General features: G+C 61.2%; 12 protein-coding genes and 5 pseudogenes. 1 reads left to right on the top strand and 16 read right to left on the bottom strand.

The features are described 5' to 3' along the window. Positions 1–5 precede the first annotated feature (5 nt). The 12 genes and pseudogenes from BFE01S_RS40235 to BFE01S_RS45985 all read right to left on the bottom strand — a co-directional run. Positions 6–4,607: a DEAD/DEAH box helicase gene (locus BFE01S_RS40235; protein WP_062871687.1), complete on the bottom strand. Its 4,602-nt coding sequence runs from the start codon at positions 4,605–4,607 to the stop codon at positions 6–8. A gap of 335 nt (positions 4,608–4,942) precedes the next feature. Next, positions 4,943–5,545: pseudogene (locus tag BFE01S_RS25965) on the bottom strand (POTRA domain-containing protein); the annotation flags it as partial. Positions 5,546–6,087: 542 nt separating this feature from the next. After that, positions 6,088–6,480, bottom strand: coding sequence for a hypothetical protein (locus BFE01S_RS25955; RefSeq protein ID WP_156967158.1), 393 nt, complete (start codon positions 6,478–6,480; stop codon positions 6,088–6,090). 269 nt (positions 6,481–6,749) lie between these two features. After that, positions 6,750–7,052 carry a hypothetical protein gene (locus tag BFE01S_RS25950; RefSeq protein ID WP_028228013.1) on the bottom strand — a complete coding sequence of 101 codons (303 nt, stop codon included), beginning with the start codon at positions 7,050–7,052 and terminating at the stop codon, positions 6,750–6,752. A 675-nt stretch (positions 7,053–7,727) separates the two neighbouring features. Beyond that, the gene (locus BFE01S_RS43435; protein ID WP_084170166.1) at positions 7,728–8,216 is read right to left on the bottom strand and encodes an immunity 42 family protein; all 489 of its coding nucleotides are present in this window, start codon (positions 8,214–8,216) and stop codon (positions 7,728–7,730) included. Next, positions 8,217–9,119 (bottom strand): hypothetical protein, encoded by a 903-nt coding sequence (locus BFE01S_RS44600; protein WP_156967157.1) that lies wholly within the window; start codon positions 9,117–9,119, stop codon positions 8,217–8,219. A gap of 88 nt (positions 9,120–9,207) precedes the next feature. Further along, complete coding sequence (locus tag BFE01S_RS46740) at positions 9,208–9,348, bottom strand: immunity protein Imm33 domain-containing protein (RefSeq protein WP_456088837.1); 141 nt, start codon at positions 9,346–9,348, stop codon at positions 9,208–9,210. 183 nt (positions 9,349–9,531) lie between these two features. After that, positions 9,532–9,854, bottom strand: a pseudogene (locus tag BFE01S_RS43425) (DUF6572 domain-containing protein). 101 nt (positions 9,855–9,955) lie between these two features. Further along, complete coding sequence (locus tag BFE01S_RS43420; RefSeq protein WP_084170165.1) at positions 9,956–10,165, bottom strand: CPCC family cysteine-rich protein; 210 nt, start codon at positions 10,163–10,165, stop codon at positions 9,956–9,958. A 350-nt stretch (positions 10,166–10,515) separates the two neighbouring features. Beyond that, positions 10,516–11,384: pseudogene (locus BFE01S_RS45370) on the bottom strand (POTRA domain-containing protein); the annotation flags it as partial. A 2-nt stretch (positions 11,385–11,386) separates the two neighbouring features. Next, positions 11,387–11,653: a hypothetical protein gene (locus BFE01S_RS25940; protein ID WP_028228012.1), complete on the bottom strand. Its 267-nt coding sequence runs from the start codon at positions 11,651–11,653 to the stop codon at positions 11,387–11,389. Positions 11,654–12,393: 740 nt separating this feature from the next. Continuing rightward, positions 12,394–13,245 (bottom strand): annotated as a pseudogene (locus BFE01S_RS45985) (hypothetical protein); the annotation flags it as partial. Between BFE01S_RS45985 and BFE01S_RS44590 the strand changes: the two are divergent. Further along, entirely contained in the window at positions 13,150–13,356 is a 207-nt protein-coding gene (locus tag BFE01S_RS44590) for a hypothetical protein (RefSeq protein WP_156967155.1), read from the top strand. The pseudogene BFE01S_RS45985 and the gene BFE01S_RS44590 overlap by 96 nt on opposite strands. A 15-nt stretch (positions 13,357–13,371) precedes the next feature. Here BFE01S_RS44590 and BFE01S_RS25925 read toward each other — a convergent pair whose 3' ends face one another. The 4 genes and pseudogenes from BFE01S_RS25925 to BFE01S_RS46610 all read right to left on the bottom strand — a co-directional run. Next, entirely contained in the window at positions 13,372–15,108 is a 1,737-nt protein-coding gene (locus BFE01S_RS25925; RefSeq protein WP_028228011.1) for a ShlB/FhaC/HecB family hemolysin secretion/activation protein, read from the bottom strand. A 54-nt stretch (positions 15,109–15,162) separates the two neighbouring features. After that, positions 15,163–15,741, bottom strand: coding sequence for a T6SS immunity protein Tdi1 domain-containing protein (locus BFE01S_RS43410; RefSeq protein WP_084170164.1), 579 nt, complete (start codon positions 15,739–15,741; stop codon positions 15,163–15,165). After that, entirely contained in the window at positions 15,738–16,073 is a 336-nt protein-coding gene (locus BFE01S_RS42065) for a DUF6572 domain-containing protein (RefSeq protein ID WP_156967154.1), read from the bottom strand. Before BFE01S_RS42065 ends, BFE01S_RS43410 begins: the two co-directional genes overlap by 4 nt. A gap of 587 nt (positions 16,074–16,660) precedes the next feature. Then, positions 16,661–20,911: pseudogene (locus BFE01S_RS46610) on the bottom strand (hemagglutinin repeat-containing protein); the annotation flags it as partial. Between the last annotated feature and the right edge of the window lie 374 nt (positions 20,912–21,285).

Below are 21,285 nucleotides of genomic sequence, written 5' to 3'. Positions count from 1 at the left end.
CTGGTTCAATAAGGACGTGCGAGCCGCGCCTGCAGCGCGGCTCGCGTCGTTTCGTCGAAATCGCCAAGGAATGCGAAGCGTCCGGCGACGAGCGTCGCCACCGGCACGCCGTCGCGGAATACGAGGCGGTTGCCCGCCACGGCGGGCACTTTTTCGCCGGGCAGCAGCGTGCCGGCCAGATTGAGCGGGTCGGTGGCCGACACGCATATCAGCGTTCCCTCGCCGGGCCCGCGCCGGCGCACTTCGCGCAGGAGCGCCACGGCCTCGGGCAGCGCGAACTGCTCGCCCGACAGGCCAGTGACGAAGCGCCCGCCGCGCACGTGGCCGCGCGCTTCCATGCGTTGCAGCACGCGCAGCAGATCGCGCCAGGGCGGCAACCACGCCGCCTCGCGTATCAGCAATTGCCAGCACACCACGCCGTAGCGGCGCAGCAGCACGTTGGCGACGTGTTCGAGCAACTCGGGGTCGGCGACAGGACGGCGTGCGGCGGGTGCGTTTTCGCCAGCTTCTTCAACGGGTGTATCGATGCGTCTTAACACCGCCCAGCGTCCCGCGTCGGCCATCCCGCCCACGAGCGGTGCAAAGCCGCGCGGCCGCCTGCGCCCCGCGTGTGCGTTGCGTTTTGCGGCAGGCTTCACGAGCGCGCGCAGGCCCGCGAAGCTATCGGCGTTCACGAGGCCCGCGGCCACGAGCTCGCCCAGCGCGTTCTCCAGTTCGACGCCGAGCAGATGCGCGTCGGCCGCCAGTTCGTCGAAGAACATCGCGCCGTGCCGCAGCAGGGCGTCGTAGACCCGCTGCGTGCGGGGCGGCAAACCGGCGGGGTCGGGTGCATCGACGAGCGCGGTCCAGCGTGCGAGTTCGCGCCGCGGCAGGAGCACGACCGGCGTGCTGCGCACCGTCGATCCCGCGCCCGTGCGCGAGGGCAGACGCCCCCACGCGAGGCGCCCCGAGCGGCACAGGTCGTCGAGCAGCATCGGCGTGAAATCGTCGATGCGAGCCGGCAGGATCTCCTCTTCCCATGCCAGTGCCGAAGCCTCCCAACCTTCCAGTTGGGCGATCGTGCCGGCGAGCGCATCGTGCCCCGAACCGCGCGCCGCGACGTGCTGCCATTCGAACAGGAAGCGCATGAAGTCGTGACGCTCCACCGGTTCGATCTCGCGCCGCAGCTTGCGCACGGTGTAGCGATGGATGCGCGCGAGCAGATGGCGCTCGCACCACTCCTCTTCGCGCGCGCCCGGCGTGAAGCGGCCGCGCATGACCGAGCCCTGTGCCTCCAGCGCCGTGAGGGCCTGCGCGGCCACGCTTGCTTCGAGCGCGAGCGGCCGCGCCACCTGTGCGACGGTAAGCGGCCCGAATCCCGAAAGCCGCGCGCGCAGCAGTTCGATCAGCGCGGCGTCTTCGGTCCAGCTTTCGTCGTAGCCGGGCGGCGCCTGCAGCGGCGGCTCGCAGCGCGCCTGCGGATAGACCGCGCGCACCCAGTTCAGCCGTTCGGCGGCGACCCAGAGCGCGTCGTGTTCAGTCTCGTTGGCCGCAATGGGCAGGCGCGTCGCGCGGCCGACCTGCGCCAGTTCGTGCAGCCAGTCCAGCCAGCCTGGCGCGCGCTGGGCCTCGCTCTCGGCGATGCAGTCGAGCGTCATGAGCGCGTCGTGCATCTCATGGGCGTCGCGCGCCTGCGGCCAGGCTTCCTCGCGCACGCCGGCGATGGCTTCGGCGTCGAGCGCGCCCAGGTCGTCCGCCGAATCCGGATCGCGCAGGCGCCGGCTCAGCACGGCCTGGGTGCGGCGCTCTTCGATCGGGGCGTCGTCGAGGAACGCGTAGGGGCGGGCCGTGAGGATTTCGGCGGCGAGCGGGGAAGGCGCGCTCAGGTCGCGCGCCACGAGCCGCACCTCGTGCGCCTCGATGCGCTTGAGCAGCGCGAGCCATCCTTCGGTATCCATAGCATCGTGCAGGCAGTCGTCGAGCGTCTGGTCGACGAGCGGATGGCGCGGGATCTCGCGCTCGCCGGCGAGGTTTTCCACGCACGCCACCTGATCGGGGAAGACCGCCGCGAGCAGGTCTTCGCTGCGCATGCGCTGGATTTGCGGGGGCGTCTTGCGCCCGCCGGTCTGGCGCGGCAGCGCGAGCGCCGTGGTGGCGTTCCAGCGCCAGCGCACGCCGAAGAGCGGCGCGTCGAGCAGGGCCTGCACGAGCAGATGCCCGGCCGTGTTCGAGTGCAGATAGCGCCAGACCTCGTCCAGCGCGAAGCTGTGCGCGCCGGTGAGCGAGAGGATGATGGCGTCCTCGGTCGCGGCGGCCTGCAACTCGAAGTTGAACTGGCGGCAAAAGCGTTTGCGCAGGGCAAGGCCCCACGCACGGTTGATGCGGCTGCCGTACGGCGAATGGATCACGAGTTGCGTGCCGCCCGATTCGTCGAAGAACCGTTCCATCACCAGCGTGTCGTGGGTCGGCAAGGCCGTGAGTGCGGCGTGGGCGCGCGCGAGGTATTCGGCGATCTGGCGCGCGGCCGCTTCGCCGAGGCCCGGCGTGGTGCAAAGCCAGGCGCAGACGCGTTCCACGCCGGGGGCGGCGGAGCCAGCCGATGGTTGTGCGGCCGGCGCGCTTCCCGGTTCACAAACGCAACTAACAGCCAATCCAGCCTCGCACGCAGCTTCGGGCGGTGTAGGACCACCAGAATTCTCTTTGCCGGCAAGAGCAGGGGCCGCCTCGCCTGAAAGAAGCTGCTCGACATGCGCCCTCAACCTGCCGATGGCGAACGAAAGTTCGTCGCTGCGTCCCGGCGCCTCGCCGAGCCAGAACGGAATGTTGGGCGGCTGCCCCTGCGCGTCCTCCACGCGCACGCGCCCCGCCTCGATGCGCAGGATCCGGTACGACGCATTGCCGAGCTGGAACACGTCGCCGGCCAGGCTCTCCACGGCGAAGTCTTCGTTGACCGTGCCGATCTGTATGGCCTGCGGTTCCAGCAGCACGGCGTAGTCCGCGTTATCGGGAATCGTGCCGCCCGAAGTCAGCGCCACGAGTTGCGCGCCGCGCCGGCCGCGCAGCACGCGGTGCACGGCGTCGCGATGCAGATACGCCGCGCGCGGTCCGTGCCGGCTCGTGTAGCCCTCGGCCAGCATGTGGAGCACTGCGTCGAACTGGGCACGTTCGAGCGTCGCCCAGGGCGTGGCGCGCCGCACGAGCGCGAACAGGGCGTCCTCGTCCCAGTCTTCGCAGGCCGCTTCGGCGACGATCTGCTGCGCCAGCACGTCGAGCGGCGCGTGCGGCACGGCAAGCCGGTCGAGTTCGCCGCGCTGCACGCAGTCCAGCAGCGCGGCGCATTCGATCAGGTCGTCGCGTGAAATCGGAAAAAGCCGCCCCTTGGGCGTGCCGCCGACCTGGTGGCCCGAGCGGCCCACACGCTGCAGAAAGCCCGCGATCGAGCGCGGCGAGCCGATCTGGCAGACCAGATCGACGTCGCCGATGTCGATGCCGAGTTCGAGCGAGGCCGTGGCCACGAGCACGCGCAGATCGCCGCGCTTCAGGCGCTGTTCGGCGTCGAAGCGGTGCTCGCGCGCGAGGCTGCCGTGGTGCGCCGCCACCGCTTCGGCGCCGAGCCGGTCCGTGAGGTGGCGCGCCACGCGCTCGGCCATGCGGCGGGTGTTCACGAACACGAGCGTCGTGCGGTGCTGCGCCACGAGTTCGGCCATGCGGTCGTAGACGCGCTCCCACACGTCGTTGGCCATCACCGCTTCGAGCGGCACGGGCGGCAGTTCGATGGCGAGGTCGCGCGCGCGGGCGTGGCCGACATCGACGATCTCGCAGGCGGGCGGCGCCTGCGGATCGCCGCTCATGCCCACCAGAAAGCGGGCCACGCTTTCGATCGGCTTTTGCGTGGCCGACAGCCCGATGCGCAGCAGCCGCCGGCCGCACAGCGCGTCGAGCCGCTCGAGGCTCAGCGCGAGATGGCAGCCGCGCTTGTTGCCCGCGAGCGCATGGATTTCATCGACGATCACGCTGCGCGCCGTCGCCAGCATGCGCCGCCCCGAAGCCGAGCCGAGCAGCACGTAGAGCGATTCGGGCGTGGTCACGAGAATGTGCGGCGCGCGCTTGCGCAGCGCAGCACGCTCGGGCTGCGGCGTGTCGCCGGTGCGCACGGCGCTGCGGATTTCCACGGGCGGCAGGCCGAGCCGGACCAGCTCTTGCGCAATGCCTTCGAGCGGGCGCTCGAGGTTCAGGCGGATGTCGTTCGAGAGCGCCTTCAGCGGCGAGACGTAGATCACGAGCGTCGCGTCCGGCAGCGCGCCGCCGTTTTCGAGCCCTTCGCGCACCAGTTCGTCGAGCGCGGCGAGAAAGGCCGTGAGCGTCTTGCCGGAGCCGGTGGGCGCGGCCACGAGCGTCGCCTGGCCGGCGGCGATCAGCGGCCAGGCGGCGCATTGCGCCGGGGTGGGGCCGGCAAAGCTGCGCCGGAACCATGCCGCGACGGCGGGATGGAACCGCGCGAGCACGTTGTCCGCGGCACCGGCTTCGGGGCCGGTTTCAGCAGCGGTTTCGGGATTCGCAGTTGCGGATGTGAGCGATGTCATGCGCGCATAGATGAGGGCGCTCACGCGGTTCTCCAGCGTGAGCATGCGCCAGTCTCGCAGTTTTCGTACGCGATTGCATGCGGCAGGAAGCGCGGGACGATTTGCTGCACGCGCGCGCGGCGAGCAGTGTTCTCGCCGGGTTGGCCTTTCCCTGTTCGCGAAAGGCCCGGTTTCCTATAATCGAGCGGCGAATCCTTGGATAGCGAGGTAGACCTCCACGCGAGCGACCAGGCGCAGACCTTCAATCTCTGCGTGACCACCGATACCGGCCAGCACGACAGGCAGATGACGGTCACCAACGATATCGACGCCGTCCTCGCAGACCTCGTAAAGGCGGGGCTACTCGTGCCCGGCCACCGGAACCCGTGCGTTATCTACCCAAGGTCGCGCAACTGGAGAACGTCGCCGTCGCGTGTGGGAAATGCGGATTTGAGCGTGCCGCGCGTATCGGCGTCCGCAAACTTCAGATTGCGGATAACGCCCGGTACGAGGGCGAACTTGAGCGTCCCTTTCGAGAGATCCTGCGCCGGCAGGAGAACCCGCGTCGTCACGTAGCCACGGCTCAGGATAACGCCTTGCAGCCCCTTGGCCAGGAGGTCGAGGCCCTGTTTGCCGACGCATTGCCCCTCGTAGTGCCGTAGCCAGTCATGCAGGAACGCGAACGGGTCCATCGGCAACGCCGACGCACCCTTTACGCGGACGACGTCGGGCAGGGTGTCGGGGACGTCGACCGTAAACGTGTCGATACGAAAGCACGGCGTCTCGACGGGCAGTACGGGGTACTCGCCCGCAGCGGGCGCGGTCGAGCGGACAACGGGCGCGGCGATCGTCGCCGCGCGCTGCTGCGCGTCGCGGCGTTGCTCGACCTGCTGTTGCTGTTCGGCATTCGTACGAGCGGCTGCGTTGGGAGGGACTTGCGCGTGGACGGCGAGAGGGACGAGAACCGCGAGCGGTAACCCCGTAAGTATCTCTTTATTTTCCATTGCTAACTGATTTATGTCCGGCGCCAGCACCGCTTGCTGCGCCTTATTTAAGGATGAAAGGGTAAGCACTACTGGCCGATTCCTTACAGCCTCTTTTTCTAAAATCCGGGCGAGCGCCGCCAATGCGCGCAATCTGGATAGGCGTCTCCGTTAAGGAACGCCGCAAACAATTCGACAACTTGATCAGCCATGAACCACTCGTCTGACCGCATTGAAATGTTCCCAGCCCTAAACGCGAGAATGGTCCCGTCCGGCCTAATAGGACTCGGCTTGTCGTGATCGGCACGCTCACGTGTGTTCGTGCCCTTCTCATACCGCTCAACCATACAAGTAACCCCGCCACCGGCCACCTGAATGTAGTTGCCCTGGTTGTCCGTTAGCGACGCGTACGAGGATGGACCGTAGCTCCTAAGAGACTTCAACGCCGAGCGGAGCCGAGTAGCACTCGGCTGGACTAGTTCGGCCTTCCCTTCAATCTGCAAAATCACTATGACTCCGGCAGTGAGCCCAGTTAACGTTGCTCCGACAATCGCCAGACCCGCTCAGAGATTCACGGAAGCGAGAACATATTTCTCTGATAGATCGAGCAGGAATCTATGTAACTTAGCAAGTTCATCAATCGCGTCACTTGGAGCCACCTTAGCGGTAATCGGAGATCCGTCAGCTAGGCGTCGATACACGAATTCGACAGGTTGCTCGTGGCCGCTTCGAAGCTGGCCAATCCTCTCGCTTATCGACGCAGCGATCTCCTTCACAACGTCCTGCCCAGCTTCGTCCTCTTCGAATTGGTCGAACATCGTGCCGTGCGCCGCATTGAAGTCACGCCAGAAGCCTGTTGCAAACAGCCATTCAGACAATACGCCGGAGAGCCGAAACTCGGCTCCTTCGGCAACCTGAAACTCAGACGACAATCCTACGAACGTCGATTCTCTCATCCGCATATTCATCACCATCAATTCTTTAGATCGGTATTATTGTAGTGCGTTAATGCTTGACGAATGCCAGACGGTACGCCCGTCTGCGTCGTCTTGTTCGCCCCGACAAGCGGTACGTTGTTCGGCATCGGGTTCCCACTTTGGTCTAGGTACTGCCCGGCGGCGTTTGTTACACGATAGTAATTCCCCGCGTTATCGTAGACTTCGGATGCTGAAGGCTCGAACGCAAATTCAACTTGAAATCTGTCATGACAAAGGAATCGTAACTTCTAGGGCTTCGCCATCTGTGCGCGCTTCCATGGCAGATCCTTCTTCTCACGCCACGCGTGCCACCCGAGCGGCAAATCCGCTAGTTGCGAGACAGTTGCGTCGATCCGAACGATATTCTCCAAGCTAACCAAGGCGGCATCGCCTTCCGCGACCTCAGCATCGGCGGTATAAAATTGCCATGCCCCATCGTCAAGATCGTGAGATACATAAGCGATCCAGTCTGTACCGCTGACAATCTTTCGATTGGCGATAACTGCCACGTTAGGCGGATCATTGAACGGCCAAGTTTGACGACTACTCATAGCTATTGATTCGATTTTGTTGACGGGAAAGTACCTGTGCATTGCCAAAGCTGTTCGTGCCTTGAGGTGCGTTAGGGTCTGCCGGATTCTTGGGGACCATATGGTCAATCTGCGCCTCGTTATCAGGCGGCGTAACTCCTGCTTGACTCTTGCTCGGAGGTACGAGCTCTTGACCGTCCAAGTCGGAGCGCAACACTCCACCATTGGCGTCTAGGTCTGCTGATAAATTTTAGCCTTTTGCGTTTGGGTAAAATTTTTCCCCGGACCAACGCTGGGCGAGTCAGTTAAGTTCGAATAGGGGCCGTTACCGCTCGCACCATTCGTTACGCCGGAACCGTCATCTCCGCTACCGTTTGAGAGTATCGCATTAGACGGCGTATTGCCATTCGCCCCGAGGGCGGCCTGCCCCGCCGGAGCGTTTACCAGTACTCCGCCGCCGCTCGGAGTCATCGGGTCCCCACCCGTTGCTCCAGGCAGAGCGCCCAAGCCGTTCGCCGTCCCTTGCAGCGCCTGGGTCGAGTGCGGCTCGTTGATGATAGTCTGCGCGTTGTTTTGCGCCATCCCGCCAGCCTGACCGACCCAGCGGGTTACGTCATCAATCGGGTGCCCGTACGTATTCTGCGAAGTGGATCGGTCCATTCGAGATGATCGGTAATAATCAAACGTGCACCACCATCACTTCCGACGCTTCAATTCGCTGAATCTCTGCTCGGCAATTTTCACAACGCTTTGGAATTCACCACGTGGTATAGTGATATCACCCATTGTGGTAGCGTCATATCCCGTACCATAAATCAACTTCGCCTTATCTCCACATTCGATGAGAAATACATATCGACTGTCATCGGATAAACTCTCCGCTGAAACGAGATGTGTGAAATCACTTGTCTCGGCATCGGAGTCCGTCGCAGGAAAAGCGCGCCTACAAAGTTCACAATACGCGTCCTTCGACGGCAGATTGAACAAGCGAACATCTTCGACATCGGATCTCATGCAGTGCAACTTCGCAAGCATGCTCAGATCAACGCCAAGTGTCGAGCGCATTGACCAAATCAGCTCCCCACCAATGAAGTAGCCAAAGCATCCATTCTGGAATTTCTCGGTTGACCAAGCATCAACCGGATCGCACCAGATAGCGAAAGTGTTTGGATTTCCCGAGAGCATTTATCTTCCTGTGAAACCAAGAGTGCGCTTAACGTTGATCGGAATCTTCGACACGTTCAGCGGGGCCGAGCTGTCGCCCGTTGAACCTGACCAGTGATAGACCCCATTTCCATCCGAGTAGAATCTATTGATATTTCCATTTGAGTCAATGGCATACCGAACGCCGTCGCCGCCGGGAATAGACGAATTAAATAGATCAAGAGAATTGGTCGGCTCAGTTCCAGCGTTGGGGTTGTTGCCGGGCATCCCTGCCGTATGCTTTGGATTTGACTCAACTTGCAAACCATTGTCAGCCGTAACCGTATCCGGGATTGGGAGGCGGCTATTATTTCCACCGCTCGCTAGGGTAGCATTATCCTGCGCATATGCCGTACTTGGCGTCGTGGTCGTACTCGGTCCCGCCGGGTTTACGAGCACGGCTTGCGAGCCAGCCGTCGGCGGCTCACCGCCGAACACACCAAAGACCGCGCCCAAGCCATTTGCAATGCCCTTCAGGATGAGGGTCCCAGGCGACTGCGAGAACGGGTTGCTACTATTGCCGTTGTCCCCCGTCAGCTGCGCTTCATCGTCTATCGACTGGTTATACAGATGGACTTTCGAGGCCGATGCCGCGCCAGCCGTTCCGCCCACCAGCGCACCGCCGAGATCCGCCGCAACGTTCGCAGCCAGGTTGCCGATCAGTTGCGACCCGGTGGCCGAGTCTACGCCGTTCGCGATATCAGTCAGTCCCTTTGCCGCCTTGGAAGCAAAGCCCGCTCCCGCAGCACTACCCGCTGCCGTAAGTACGCTACCGCCACCAAGGCCGCCAATGAGCGCCCCGCCTGCTGCTTGCAACAGCGCGCGATTGTTACCGCCTTCGTCCCACGCATCCGCCGTCGCCTTGTCCGTGGCTGTATCGCTCAAGAGTTGATTCCACCGCCACGACTATGTTGGGATGATGGTAACGATCACGAAAATCCAATCGAAAGTCACTCATACTAGCCCGCTTCCTCTACTTGTCTTCCAGCAATTGTTTGTCCTCCCAGACATCTTCGTACTGCTCCGTAACAAGAAAGCGCCAACCGGGAGGCAGGCCAAGATACGGCAAGACCAACGGCGCCCAATCGGCAAGATGAGCGGCATGGACCGGCACGAAGAAATCACTCGCTTCCGAGAGTTGCTCCCCAGCCCAGATATACCAGCCACAAGTACCGTAAAACCGTTTAGTGGACGTACCCCGTCCCGCACGTTCCTCGAAACTCCCGCTTTGAGGCCCATATTGCACCCTGCGAAAGGTGCGCCGAACCGCGAGTAGACGTCATCCTGCTTCATCGAACTAGCCACCTCGATAGGTTAAGTCGAACCCAGCGTCTCGAATTATCTGGCGTGCTTTTCCGATGAAACACAATGCTTCAGACGATGGCTCGTACTTCATCGCGATTTCGATCTCACACTTGCATCCCCTTGAGTTCGGATAATGTTGCTCCAACTCTCCCCCTCCAGGAAACGAAGATACCCATTAATTTTTTCTTGGAGGAGAAGTAGGTGCTCCCCAAGGGGATCGGTCCATTCGAGATGATCGGTAATAACTAAACGCGCGATGCCCTTGTCTGGATCAACGCCGACAATATCGACGACCTTTGCATCAAGAATAGACACGACCTTTTTATCCTCAAATTTACCGCCATCACTTCCGGCGCTTCATTTCATTGAACCGCTCCTCGGCAATTGGGGCGAGCCACGGCTCGCTGCGTTCGCCTTTACGGCAACTTAGTCTTTGTCCTCTGCCAGTGTGCTCGCGCCTCATTCAAGCTCCAACGATTGGCGCCTCCCTCGAAGGTCGGATCATCCGATTGCACAGGGTCATCCTCCCAACCACAAATATCGCAAATCTCATAGTTGCCGAGATCGACGAGTGTTCGGCTTTCGCAGCATGGGCAAGCGAAACGCGGATTGGTGTGCTGCTTCATTGCTTATTCCAATAGGCCATACCAGCGGCCGGTTTGAACATCGTTTTCGGGGCACCGTTCGCATTTTGCACAGCAAACGTATTCGTTGACGGATCGTAGTACAGCGTGTCTCCGTTTGGCCTGGTCTTAGTCAACGTCCCGGTAGGTGGATTGTTGACGAAATTCTGAGCCGCTTGAACGTACTGTACCGAATTTTGGGTGTCAGGAAACTCCGATCCGTGCTTGACTGAATGGTCATAAGCGTTTTCGACCGGGGTCTTTGAGCTCGTCCCCGACCAGAAAGAGCTACTATTCCCGTCGCCATTATTCGCGCTATTATCCCCGCTGCTTGACAGGGTTGCATTTGGTGGCGTGTAGCCGAAAAGCGTACCGGTCCAGTAGCCCCAGGGTACCGAATACGACGCGTTCCAGCCGTGCGTGCCGAGGGAGTGATTGCCGAACTGGAGATCCTAGTTATAGCCGCCCGAGAGAACGTCGTTCAGGCCGAGGAGGTTATATAAGCCGAGCTGCGCTTGACGGTCACGACGACGTCGCTCTCGCCGGGCGCGGTGCCGGGTACGATCTGCATCGCCGCGTCCTGGTTCGGTACGCGCTTCATTTGTTCGAGGCCCTGCTCAAGGTCGCGCAACTGGAGAGCGTCGCTGTCGCGTGTGGGGAATGCGGATTTGAGCGTGCCGCGCGTATCGGCGTCCGCAAACTTCAGATTGCGGATAACGCCCGGTACGAGGGCGAACTTGAGCGTCCCTTTCGAGAGATCCTGCGCCGGCAGGAGAACCCGCGTCGTCACGTAGCCACGGCTCAGGATAACGCCTTGCAGGCCCTTCGTCAGGAGGTCGATGCCCTGTTTGCCGACGCATTGTCCCTCGTAGTGCCGGAGCCAGTCATGCAGAAACGCGAACGGGTCCATCGGCAACGCCGACGCGCCTTTTACGCGGACGACGTCGGGCAGGGTATCGGGTACATCAACCGTGAACGTGTTGATCTGAAAGCACGGCGTCTCGACCGGGAGGACCGGATACTCGCCCGCTGCGGGCGCGGTCGAACGGACAACGGGCGCTGCGATGGTCGCCGCGCGCTGCTGCGCACCGCGGCGTTGCTCAACTTGCTGCTGCTGTTCGGCGTTCGTACGAGCGGCTGCGTCGGGAGGGACTTGCGCGTGGACGGCGAGTGGAACGAGAACCGCAAGCGGCACAGTCAAACAATTTTTCTTGTTTTTCATCTTTACTTGTTATGTTTCTCATCGTCCTCTTCATAGCTCTTGCGCGCCTTCTTGTAACTATTGTCGAAGGGCTTGATGTGTAGCAATTTGGCTCGACTTGTCATCCCACCGATCAGCGCGATAGCAAAGCCGGAAAGCAAAAGAACTCTCGCCCATAGAATCGGGAGCGTACATTCGACGGCGACCACAGCCAGCACTATTCCGACAACGATTAGCGTCAACCGCAACCACGAAGAGAGGTTCCCTTCGTCAATAAACTTAATTTTCATTATTTCCCAGTGGATGATTTTGTGCCAACAATAGCGTTCAACTTATCTTGCGCGTTCGAAGCTGCACCGCTTCCGTTAACTTGATTTACGAATTCGTTAATAATCGGTGTGGCTCCCGGCGTTGCGGCAGACAGATAATTCGAAGTAATTGCAGTAAACCCATTGAAAAGGTATTGCCCCGCATTCGGACTAGCCACTTGCCCAACTGCGTCGGCAGCAATTCCCACAACCGCCCCACCAAATGCGATGCCGTCACAGACTATAGAGCACGGCGTTGTAGCCCCAGCCGCAGCCGCAATTGACGACACACGTCCAGCAGTAGTCGATATCATCGAGGTCGCTCCCGCAGTAGTGCTACGTACGTAGTCAAGATCCGATTGATCAAAATTGGTAAATGGGCCGGTTACGTTGATCGAACTACCGGTTCCGCTCGACGGATACGTAAATTGGCTCGGCACCTGTCCCGGTGAGACGCTGTTGTAGTTCGCCAAAATATAGCTCTGCAACGCAGCGTTCGACTGCTGATTAATCTGCGTCAGGATCGCCTGACCGTTTGCCGTCGTCCCTGCGGACATCCACCGTGCGCCGGAATCGGTCGGCATCTGGCCCACCAGAGTAGCTGGTGCACCGGAAGTAGTCGTACCATTATTACTTACGCTCATTAGCCGCATCTGGTCTTCGATCTGCGCTTCCGTATATTGGGCGCCGCTAGCATCGGATAGTTGTTTCGCCAAGGTCTTTTCCTTGGGGTCAAGCTGACGATTGTAGAGGTCTACACTCGTTGCCGTCGATGCCCCCGCCGTTCCGCCGACCAATACGCCGCCCAAACCCGCCGTGATATTCGCAGCAAGATTGCCGAGCAAGTTCGAGCCGGTTTCCGACGCGACCCCCTTCGAAAGATCATCCAACTGGTTCGCCATCGCCGAAGATAGTCCCGCGCCTGCAGCACCGCCGACTGCGGTGAACACGCTACCACCACCCAAGCCACCGATGAGCGCCCCCCCAGCCGACTGCAACAGAGCGCGGTTGGTTCCTCCTTCGTCCCATTGCTTCGCTTCGGCCACGTCTGCGGCAAAGGCCGATAAGTCTCCATTCGCAGCGTCCACCTTCGTTTGGTCAACCGCCGCCTGACGCTTCGCATCAGCATACGCTCCAATCCCCTGAGCTACGACCTGACCCGCTGCCTGCGCAGCCTGCATCGTATCGGCCTGCTGCGAAAGGAGGTTGTTCACGTCAGGTGTATTCGAGACGGTACCGTTCGTATTGGTCGTATCACGGCTCAGGCCCGATACATCCTGCGTCTGCGCGGCTCCGTTTGTCACGTTGATCGAACCCGCGCTAACGGCGCTGCGCGTCGTCGAGCTCTGGTCGCCGCTATCGTTCTTCGACATCATCGGCGAGACGCCGCCGGTCCCGCTAACCGAACCGGGGCCAACAGCCTTGCCGGTATTGTTCACGCCGACGCCCGCGCTTATACCGTTGCTCGTCGCGTCGTAATGCGACTGGTTCTGGATATCGCTATAGGTCAGCGTGCCGGTCGTCAGGTTGTTTTGCGACGGATCGGCGGTACTCGCAATGACCGCCCGCCGTACCGCGACCTGAAACGCGAGGCGCTGTTCTACGCGCGGCAGATTCCCCTCGACTTTGACGCACCTGGCGACGGCGTCGACGAACCGCTCGTCGACTGCTTCTGCGGCGACTGACGTAAGCTCGCGGCGTTAGAACTGCGCCGTAACCTGGAACCCGAGCGTTACGCTCGGCGCGGGAAAGCCGGACGGCGCATAGATCGGCGTACCGGCGAACACATCGTAGCTGTACGCGCCGAAGCGCGACGGCACAGAACCCTTAACGCCGATGGCCGCGCCCGCGAGCTGCGTACCGGCGAGGTAGGCGGTCGACGGTCCCCAAAGGTGGCCGTAGTCGATACCCGCGTAAAGAACCTGCCCCGAGTTCCCTAACGGATACTGGAGTTCGTTGCGCCAGTAGAAACCCTTTTCCGCCGCGAGCATCGTTTCGCCGCTAAAGCCGCGCACCGTATAGCGGCTACCGATGGTCAGGTCGTCGATATAGTTGAGCTCGTCATTCGTGAACTGGCCGTGGAGCGTTCCGACGTAACGAAGCGTCTGCCCGGCGACCGCGAACGGGACCGAGAGGTTCGCGTCGAGCGTAGCCATGTGAAAGTAATAGGTGGGGCCGCTCGTCGAGTTCGGCATCGCCCCGAGCGCACCGATACCCTGGCGATAGGCGAGCGTCCCGTCGAACTGCGCCGCGCCGAAGTAATGGCGGTTCGTCAGCCCCGCCTCGATAAAGGTATTGTCGCGATACTGCTGGGGTATTTCGGTATCCTCGATAAAGCTCGCGCCCCACCGCTTGATAAGCTGGAACTCGACGCCCGACTTTTCGCTCTGGCTGCGGTAGAAAACCCGCTCCAGTTTGAGGGCCGCCGTCTGCGCGTTGCCGCTCGATACGAACGTCTGATTTACCCCGGCGATCTGCTGGTAATACGTATTCGTGTAGCCGAAAAGCGTACCGGTCCAGTAGCCCCAGGGTACCGAATACGACGCGTTCCAGCCGTGCGTACCGAGGGAGTGATTGCCGAACTGGAGATCCTGGTTATAGCCGCCCGAGAGGACGTCGTTCAGGCCGAGGAGGTTGTATAGCCCGAGCGTGACGTTACCGAGGTATCGCCCCGTCGCGTCGGTTCCCGAGTTGTCCGCCGAGACGACGAGCGACCAAGGCTTTGTGCGCTTGACGGTCACGACGACATCGCTCTCGCCGGGAGAGGTACCGGGGACGATCTGCATTGCCGCGTCCTGGTTCGGTACGCGCCTCATTTGTTCGAGACCCTGCTCAAGGTCGCGCAACTGGAGAACGTCGCCGTCGCGCGTGGGGAATGCGGTTTTGAGGGTGCCGCGCGTATCAGCCTCGGCAAACTTGAGATTACGGATAACGCCCGGGACAAGGGCGAACTTGAGCGTCCCTTTCGAGAGATCCTGCGCCGGCAGGAGGACCCGCGTCGTAACGTAGCCACGGCTCAGGATGACGCCTTGCAGTCCCTTCGTCAGGAGGTCGAGGCCCTGTTTGCCGACGCACTGGCCCTCGTAGTGCCGGAGCCAGTCGTGAAGGAACGCGAACGGGTCCATCGGCAACGCCGACGCGCCCTTTGCACGGACGACGTCGGGCAGGGTATCGGGTACATCAACCGTGAACGTGTTGATCTGAAAGCACGGCGTCTCGACGGGCAGTACCGGATACTCGCCCGCTGCGGGCGCGGTCGAACGGACAACGGGCGCGGCGACGGTCGCCGCGCGCTGCTGAGCGTCGCGACGTTGTTCAACCTGCTGTTGCTGTTCGGCGTTCGTACGAGCGGCTGCGTCGGGAGGGACTTGCGCGTGGACGGCGAGAGGGACGAGAACCGCGAGCGGTAACCCCGTAAGTATCTTCTTATTTTCCATTGCGAAATGATTTTTGTCGGGCGCTACGCTTTCTATTGTGCCAAGTGGTTCTATTTATGAAGCCCCGATTACATTGATGGCCGTACCAGATACTACGTTTCGTAGCTTCAATATAAGCTGAGCCGAAATCATCCAATAAACGTCGATATCAATTAATTCGAGATTTTCAACTGTATCACCCCCTCCGAGGAATAGTGGCTGTTTGTAACCTACGCATTGCGAGTATGCGGGTGCCAGGCCACCGGCCCTCGCCCAGTCATTAAAGAACGTCTCAGCGAGCGCAGCGTCTCGGAATTCAACGAGTTCTTCATTATGAAAAGATTCAATATCACACGGAACCTCTAAAGCATGGCCGGTACCTGGTTCAAAAATTGTTACCCCTGGTTTTCCATTCACTTCGCGCCGCGAATCTAGTGCAAAAACGCGCCCAAGCCAATCGACCGCAAACGCGGTAATTGCACCTGCAAAGCTCGGGAAAGTTTTGCCTAATTTTCTGCCCCAGCGCTCTACGTCAGCAGGCTCCATCACCCGATACAACCCATTGCACAGTGACTTTCCAGCATACTTAGCCAAGTATTCCGATGCCGCGCAATCCATAGACGGCGCGGCTTCACCACTCGACGCCATATTCATTTACTCGGGGGCTGCACTGTAGTATTTCTTATTACCAAATTCAACTGTGCCGCCGTCGCGTTTGCGATATCAAAGAACTCCTTCGTCGCATCAGGAACAGGGAATCGACCGAGTATGTCGATTCGGAGGGCTTTGCCTCTCGCATCTGGATACGCCTCGTAAATTTGCCCTGATTCAATGAATCCGAAGTAGGCATTCAATTTAGCTTGCAGGCTTTTCAGATGCGACATCTGATCTTGCCAATCCCAAGAATCAAGGATCGTCAAAACAATCGTATTCGTAGACGACTCCATACCAACGGCATCTACTACATCGACGTTTTCTAGGCTCATTAATCTGGCTTCCGATAGATATCTACGGTGGTAGGCGGAATCACAGTTCCACCCACGTAAGGGGGCTTTCCATTCCCAACGACAGTACCACCGTAGGTCGCTAGTTCTGGAATGACAACCGTCTGATTCGGAGTCAACGGCGCGGTCTGCGACCCCTTCATCTCAGATAGCTGCGTTGCCCCTGTGTCTACATTCTGCCCCAAGGCGTCCAGTCTGACTTTTAGACCCGATGGGCCGTTTGATTTTATGGTGATTTGCTGTTGAATGTTTACTTGCGTCTGAGGGAGAACGTCAGTTACCACGGTTTCCTCCCACGCATCCCCCACCGCCTTGTTCAGAGCGAGTTGCTCCGCAGCCGAGAGCCCGCTCGCGCCTCTTGTCGATAGCAACATCGCAGCTAACTCCAGGTTAGAACCAACCTCAGAGTTAGCGCCGTAGGACGCTTTTATCCCGCTTAACGAAATATAGCCTGGATCGCCTGGCGCGGCGCCGACGCCGTTGATTACAGTATTGAGTGCGGCCTCGCCGAAGTCGACTAAGCCATTCCACGTCGCTGCTGGCAAAGTAGCAAGGGCCGCATCTTGTTTGGCTTGGGCCTCTTGGAGAGAAGCGGTGAGAGCATCGGCCTTTTTCTTTGCCGCCGCGTTGCCTTGGTCGTTGTTCTGGTTGTAGAGATCAACGTTCGACGCCATCGCCGCACCAGCGCTGCCGCCGACCAATGCGCCACCAACCCCGGCGAGGACATTACCGCTCAGGTTCCCAAGCAACGACGAGCCTGTCGCATCCGTCACAGCGTCTGACGCAGCTTTCGTCTGATCCGCGAGTTTTGACGACAGGCCAGCACCGAGTGCCCCACCTACTGCGGTGAACGCCCCACCACCACCAAGTCCGCCGATCAACGCGCCACCAGTAGCTTGCAACATCGCTCTCGAATCGCCACCCTCCATCCACTGCTGCGCCTCCGCTATGTCTGCTGATGCGGTAGCGAGATCACCACTCTTGATCGCCGCGTCTGCCGCGTCGAGCGCGGCGTCGCGCTTCGCGTCGGCATACGCACCGATGCCCTGCGATACGACCTGGCCCGCCGCCTGCGCGGCCTGCATCGTATCGGCCTGCTGCGAGAGGAGCTTGTTCACATCAGGCGTATTCGATACCGTACCGTTCGTATTGCTGGTATCGCGGCTCAAGCCCGCTACATCCTGGGTCTGCGCTCCCTGGTTCGTTACGTTGATTGAGCCCGCGCTAATCGCGCTACGCGTGGTCGTGCTCGAATCGCCGTTCGCGTCCTGCGAGATCATCGGAGATACGCCGCCCGTTCCGCCGACCGAGCCCGGCCCGAGTGCCTTGCCGGTACTACCGATACCGACGCCCGCGCTAATACCGTTGCTCGTCGCGTCGTAATGCGACTGGTTCTGGATATCGCTATAGGTCAGCGTGCCGGTCGTCAGATTGTTTTGCGACGGATCGGCGGTACTCGAAATCACCGCGCCGGTCAGGTTCGTATTCCCCTTGACGTTGATATCAAAGCCGCCGCTACCTGCCTGAATACCGGCCTGCTCGTTGACCTGGGCATAGTTCGAATCGGCGTGCCCATTCTGCGCGCTAAAGCTCGCGCTACCGCCGCCCTGGCTGATGCTAAAGCCACCGCCCGAACTGCTCTGGTGCGCGGTGCTAACCGTCGTATCCTGGACGCTCTGGACGTTGAGGTTACCGCCGACGTTCGCGGTTACCTGCTTGCCCGCTACGTCGGAACCGATAACGTTCGTATCGCCGCCGCTCGAAATCGTGACGCTGTTCGCGCCCGTAACATGCGAGTTGTTCTGGATCGCGGCGTCGCTGTTCGCGTCGCCGTGCGCGTTCGACATGGACGCCGAGACGCCGAACCCCTGGGTGGTGTACGAGACGCCGACGCTCGCGCTGCTCGACTTGTTCGTGCTTGCGGTCGTATCGGTGTTCGTCGTATTGACGATATTCACCTGATTTTTCGCAGCGAGCAGGACGTCGTTCGCGCTGACGTTCGATCCAGCAATCGTTACGTTGCCGCTACCCGGGGTGCCGTTGCCGGTTGCAACGAACGCGGCGGTCCCGCCAGCCTGGACCGTCGAGCCTTTCTGCGTCGTCTGGTCCTCCGTAAATGTGCTCTTGCTCTGGCTCGTTCCGAAGCTCAACTGCACACCGATGCTCGGTGCGTTCGGCCCTGTAGCGCCGTTCATGAAACCCGCAGCGCCGACGCCCGCGAGCGCCGCATCGCCGCCAGCCGCGATCGCATGGAGCGCCGTCGCGCGCCCGTCGCTATTTCCGCTCGCGAGCGCCTGGCCCTGCGATACCGCGCCGTTGATCGCATCGCCGACGCTACCCGCGAGACCGAGCGTAAAGCCGCTCTGTTTCATCTCCTGGGTTTCGTCGTGGTGCGAGGTATCCGTCGCGGCGTTGATGGTGACGTTCGCCGCGGTGCCGGTAACGTTCTGCGCCGCGATGACGTCGCTACCCGTTACGGTCAGGTTGTTGCCCGCCGTCATCGAAACGCTACCGTTCGTACTACCGACGAGGCTCCCGTTATTCGTGGCACTGCTATCGTGGGTCGTCGTTTTCTGGTCGCTTGTCCCGTAGTTGATACTCGCGCCGCCGCCACTCATCGCGCCGAATCCCGACTTCTGCTCCTCGTGGAACGAGCTGCTCTGGCTCGTATCCTGCGTCGCCGTAATAGTCAGGTCGTGACCCGCCGCGAGACTCATGTCGCCCGTCGAGGCGACGGTCGATCCGGCAATCGTCAGGTCGTGGCTTGCGTTCGCGTTGACCGTGTTGCCCGAGACGGTCGCCCCGACCGCGATTGATTGTTGCGAGGTCGACGAATCGGTCGTCTTGTCGCTCGACAGGAAACCCGACTCGTTCGTATGCGACCAGTGCGACGCGTCGTGTTCCTCCGATACTCCACCGACGTTGATATCGCCCGTCGATTGCAGGCTGACCGCGCCACCCGTTGCGCCGTTGACGCCGCCGGTCGTGACCGACGAACCGAGGACTGAGAGATTACCCGTCGAGCCCTGGCCCGCTGCGAGGGTCGCGTTACCGCCCGCATTGATGCTGCTGCCCTGAACGCTCTCGTCGTACGTCGAATCCTTGTGCTCCGATATCTTGCCGCCCATCGACTGGCCGTTATACGTCGCGGTGTCCGTCGCTGCGGTTACCGTCAGGTTGCCCGCCGCGACCATCGTCGCATCGCCGCCAGCCTGCACCTTCGCATCGGTCAGCGTCGTATCGTTGCCCGAGACGGTCGTCAGGTTGCCGCCGGTCGTAATCGTGCTGCCGACGTTATGGGTGACCGTCGCATTCCCGAACGCCTGGCCGTTCGTCATTCCGGCGTCCTGCGTGGCCGTGAGGGTCGTCGTCCCGACGTTGATATCGTGGCCCGCAGCAATGGTCGCATCGCCGCCGGTCTGAATCGCCGAGCCGTTCAGGTCGACGTCATGTCCCGCGATCAGCGTCCCGCTATGGGTCGCCGAGATCGTCCCGACCGACTGGACTGCCATGCCGGTAGCGGTCGAGCTAAAGCCTGCATTGCCGGTCGTGACCGCCGCCTGCGCGACCGTACTCTGGTTGATGATGTCGTTGCCCGCCGTGACAACCGTATCGACGCCGCCAATGCGGCCGCCAAGGTTCGAGACGTCCTGCACGGCGGAGACGGTCGTCGTGCCGCCGCTACCGATGACGCCGCGATTGACGACGTTGTTGCCGATAACCGTCGTCGCGACGTCCCCGGCAACATGGCCGCTATTCGTAACGTCGCCCGTCGCGTTGAGATTGACGTTCTTACCGGCGACGAGCGCGCCGCTATCCTGGAGGTCGACCGTATTCGACTGCGCGAGGTAGAGCGTCGGCACGAGAACGGTCTGCTGCGTGCCATCGGGCAGCGTCACCGTCTGGCTGACGAGCCAGACCATATCGGTGGTCAGCTCCGACATTTGCTCGGGCGTAAGCGCTACGCCAACGCTCAGGCCGAACGACTGCGCGTACTGGACGCCGTTGTTCATCAGCGCCGTATATTCGTCGAGGTTGTCGGTGTACGAACCGAGGAACGTACGACCGGTAAGCTGCGTCACCTGGTTCATGACGAGCTGCTCCTCGTACAAACCGTCGCCGAGGCGCTTCTCGACGTTCTGCGGGTTGAGCCCCAGGGCGCCCAGCATGTAGTCGCTGGAAATGAACTGCGTATAGCTCGTAAAGCGCGGATTCGTCTCGACGAGGTACTCGGCGCCCGGCGCCGTGTTGTACGAGTAGAGCGCGTTTTTCGGGAGAACGAGGCCCGGAATCGCGACGCCCGCGCTGCCGAGCGTCTGCGGACGCTTGCCGCCGCTGCTCACGCTGCCGCTTGCCTGCGGGCCACTGCCGCTACGGTTGACGCTGCCGAGTTGCATGCCGGTGGCGTCGCCGCCAGCGACGCCCGCGCCCGTTACCGTCTGGCCGACGCGATTGACGGAGCCGATGTTGATGTTCCCGGCGTCGGTCTCGACCGTCTGGTTCGAGGTCGCAATCGCGGGAAGCGCGGCGATGGTCGTCGTCGGCAGCGGAATCGCCGCTTCGTTGACGGTCTGCGTATCGGTGCTGTTCCCCGTTTTCTGATGCCAGAAGAAAACCGAGCTATCCGTCTCCGAGCCGGTCTGCTGCAATACGATGCCGTTGTCGTTGACCGAGCCGCCCGTCGCGCGGCGAACGAGGTTGCCACCCGCCGCCATGGTCGACGAGTTGTTATTGATCGCGCCGCCGTCCGAATTGATGCGGATCGCGCCCTGCGCCTGCATGACCGCCGCGGTGCCGGCGTTGAGGAGCTGGTCCGTCGACGTCGTCGTCGTGACCGTACTGCTCATCTGAACGTAGTCGTGGCTATCCGTTCCGAGGTCCGTGCGTACCTGGACCTGGGTGGGGTTGATGTTTACGTTCGGGTTGTAATCGGGATAAAACGTAATCGTTACTGTGCCGTCCGCATTCTGCTTCAGGCTCTGGTAATACTGCGTCGGGTTGTTCGTAATCGTGCGCGTCTGCGGGCATGCCGGGTCGCAGAACAGGTCCGCCTGCGTATAGTACGTATCAGTCAGCGGCGTCGTCAGCGAAAACGTCTCGCTCGTCGAGTTGATATTCGTGACCTGGGACGCAGGGAGCGTAACCGTAATCGGCTTCGACAGCGCCTGAACCGATGCGGCACCAAAGCCACCGG

The sequence above is a fragment of the Paraburkholderia ferrariae NBRC 106233 genome (genome assembly GCF_000685035.1).
Taxonomy (GTDB): Bacteria; Pseudomonadota; Gammaproteobacteria; order Burkholderiales; family Burkholderiaceae; genus Paraburkholderia; species Paraburkholderia ferrariae.
The sequence above is the reverse complement of the archived record's forward strand: the minus strand, read 5'-3'. Positions and strand labels throughout refer to the sequence as shown.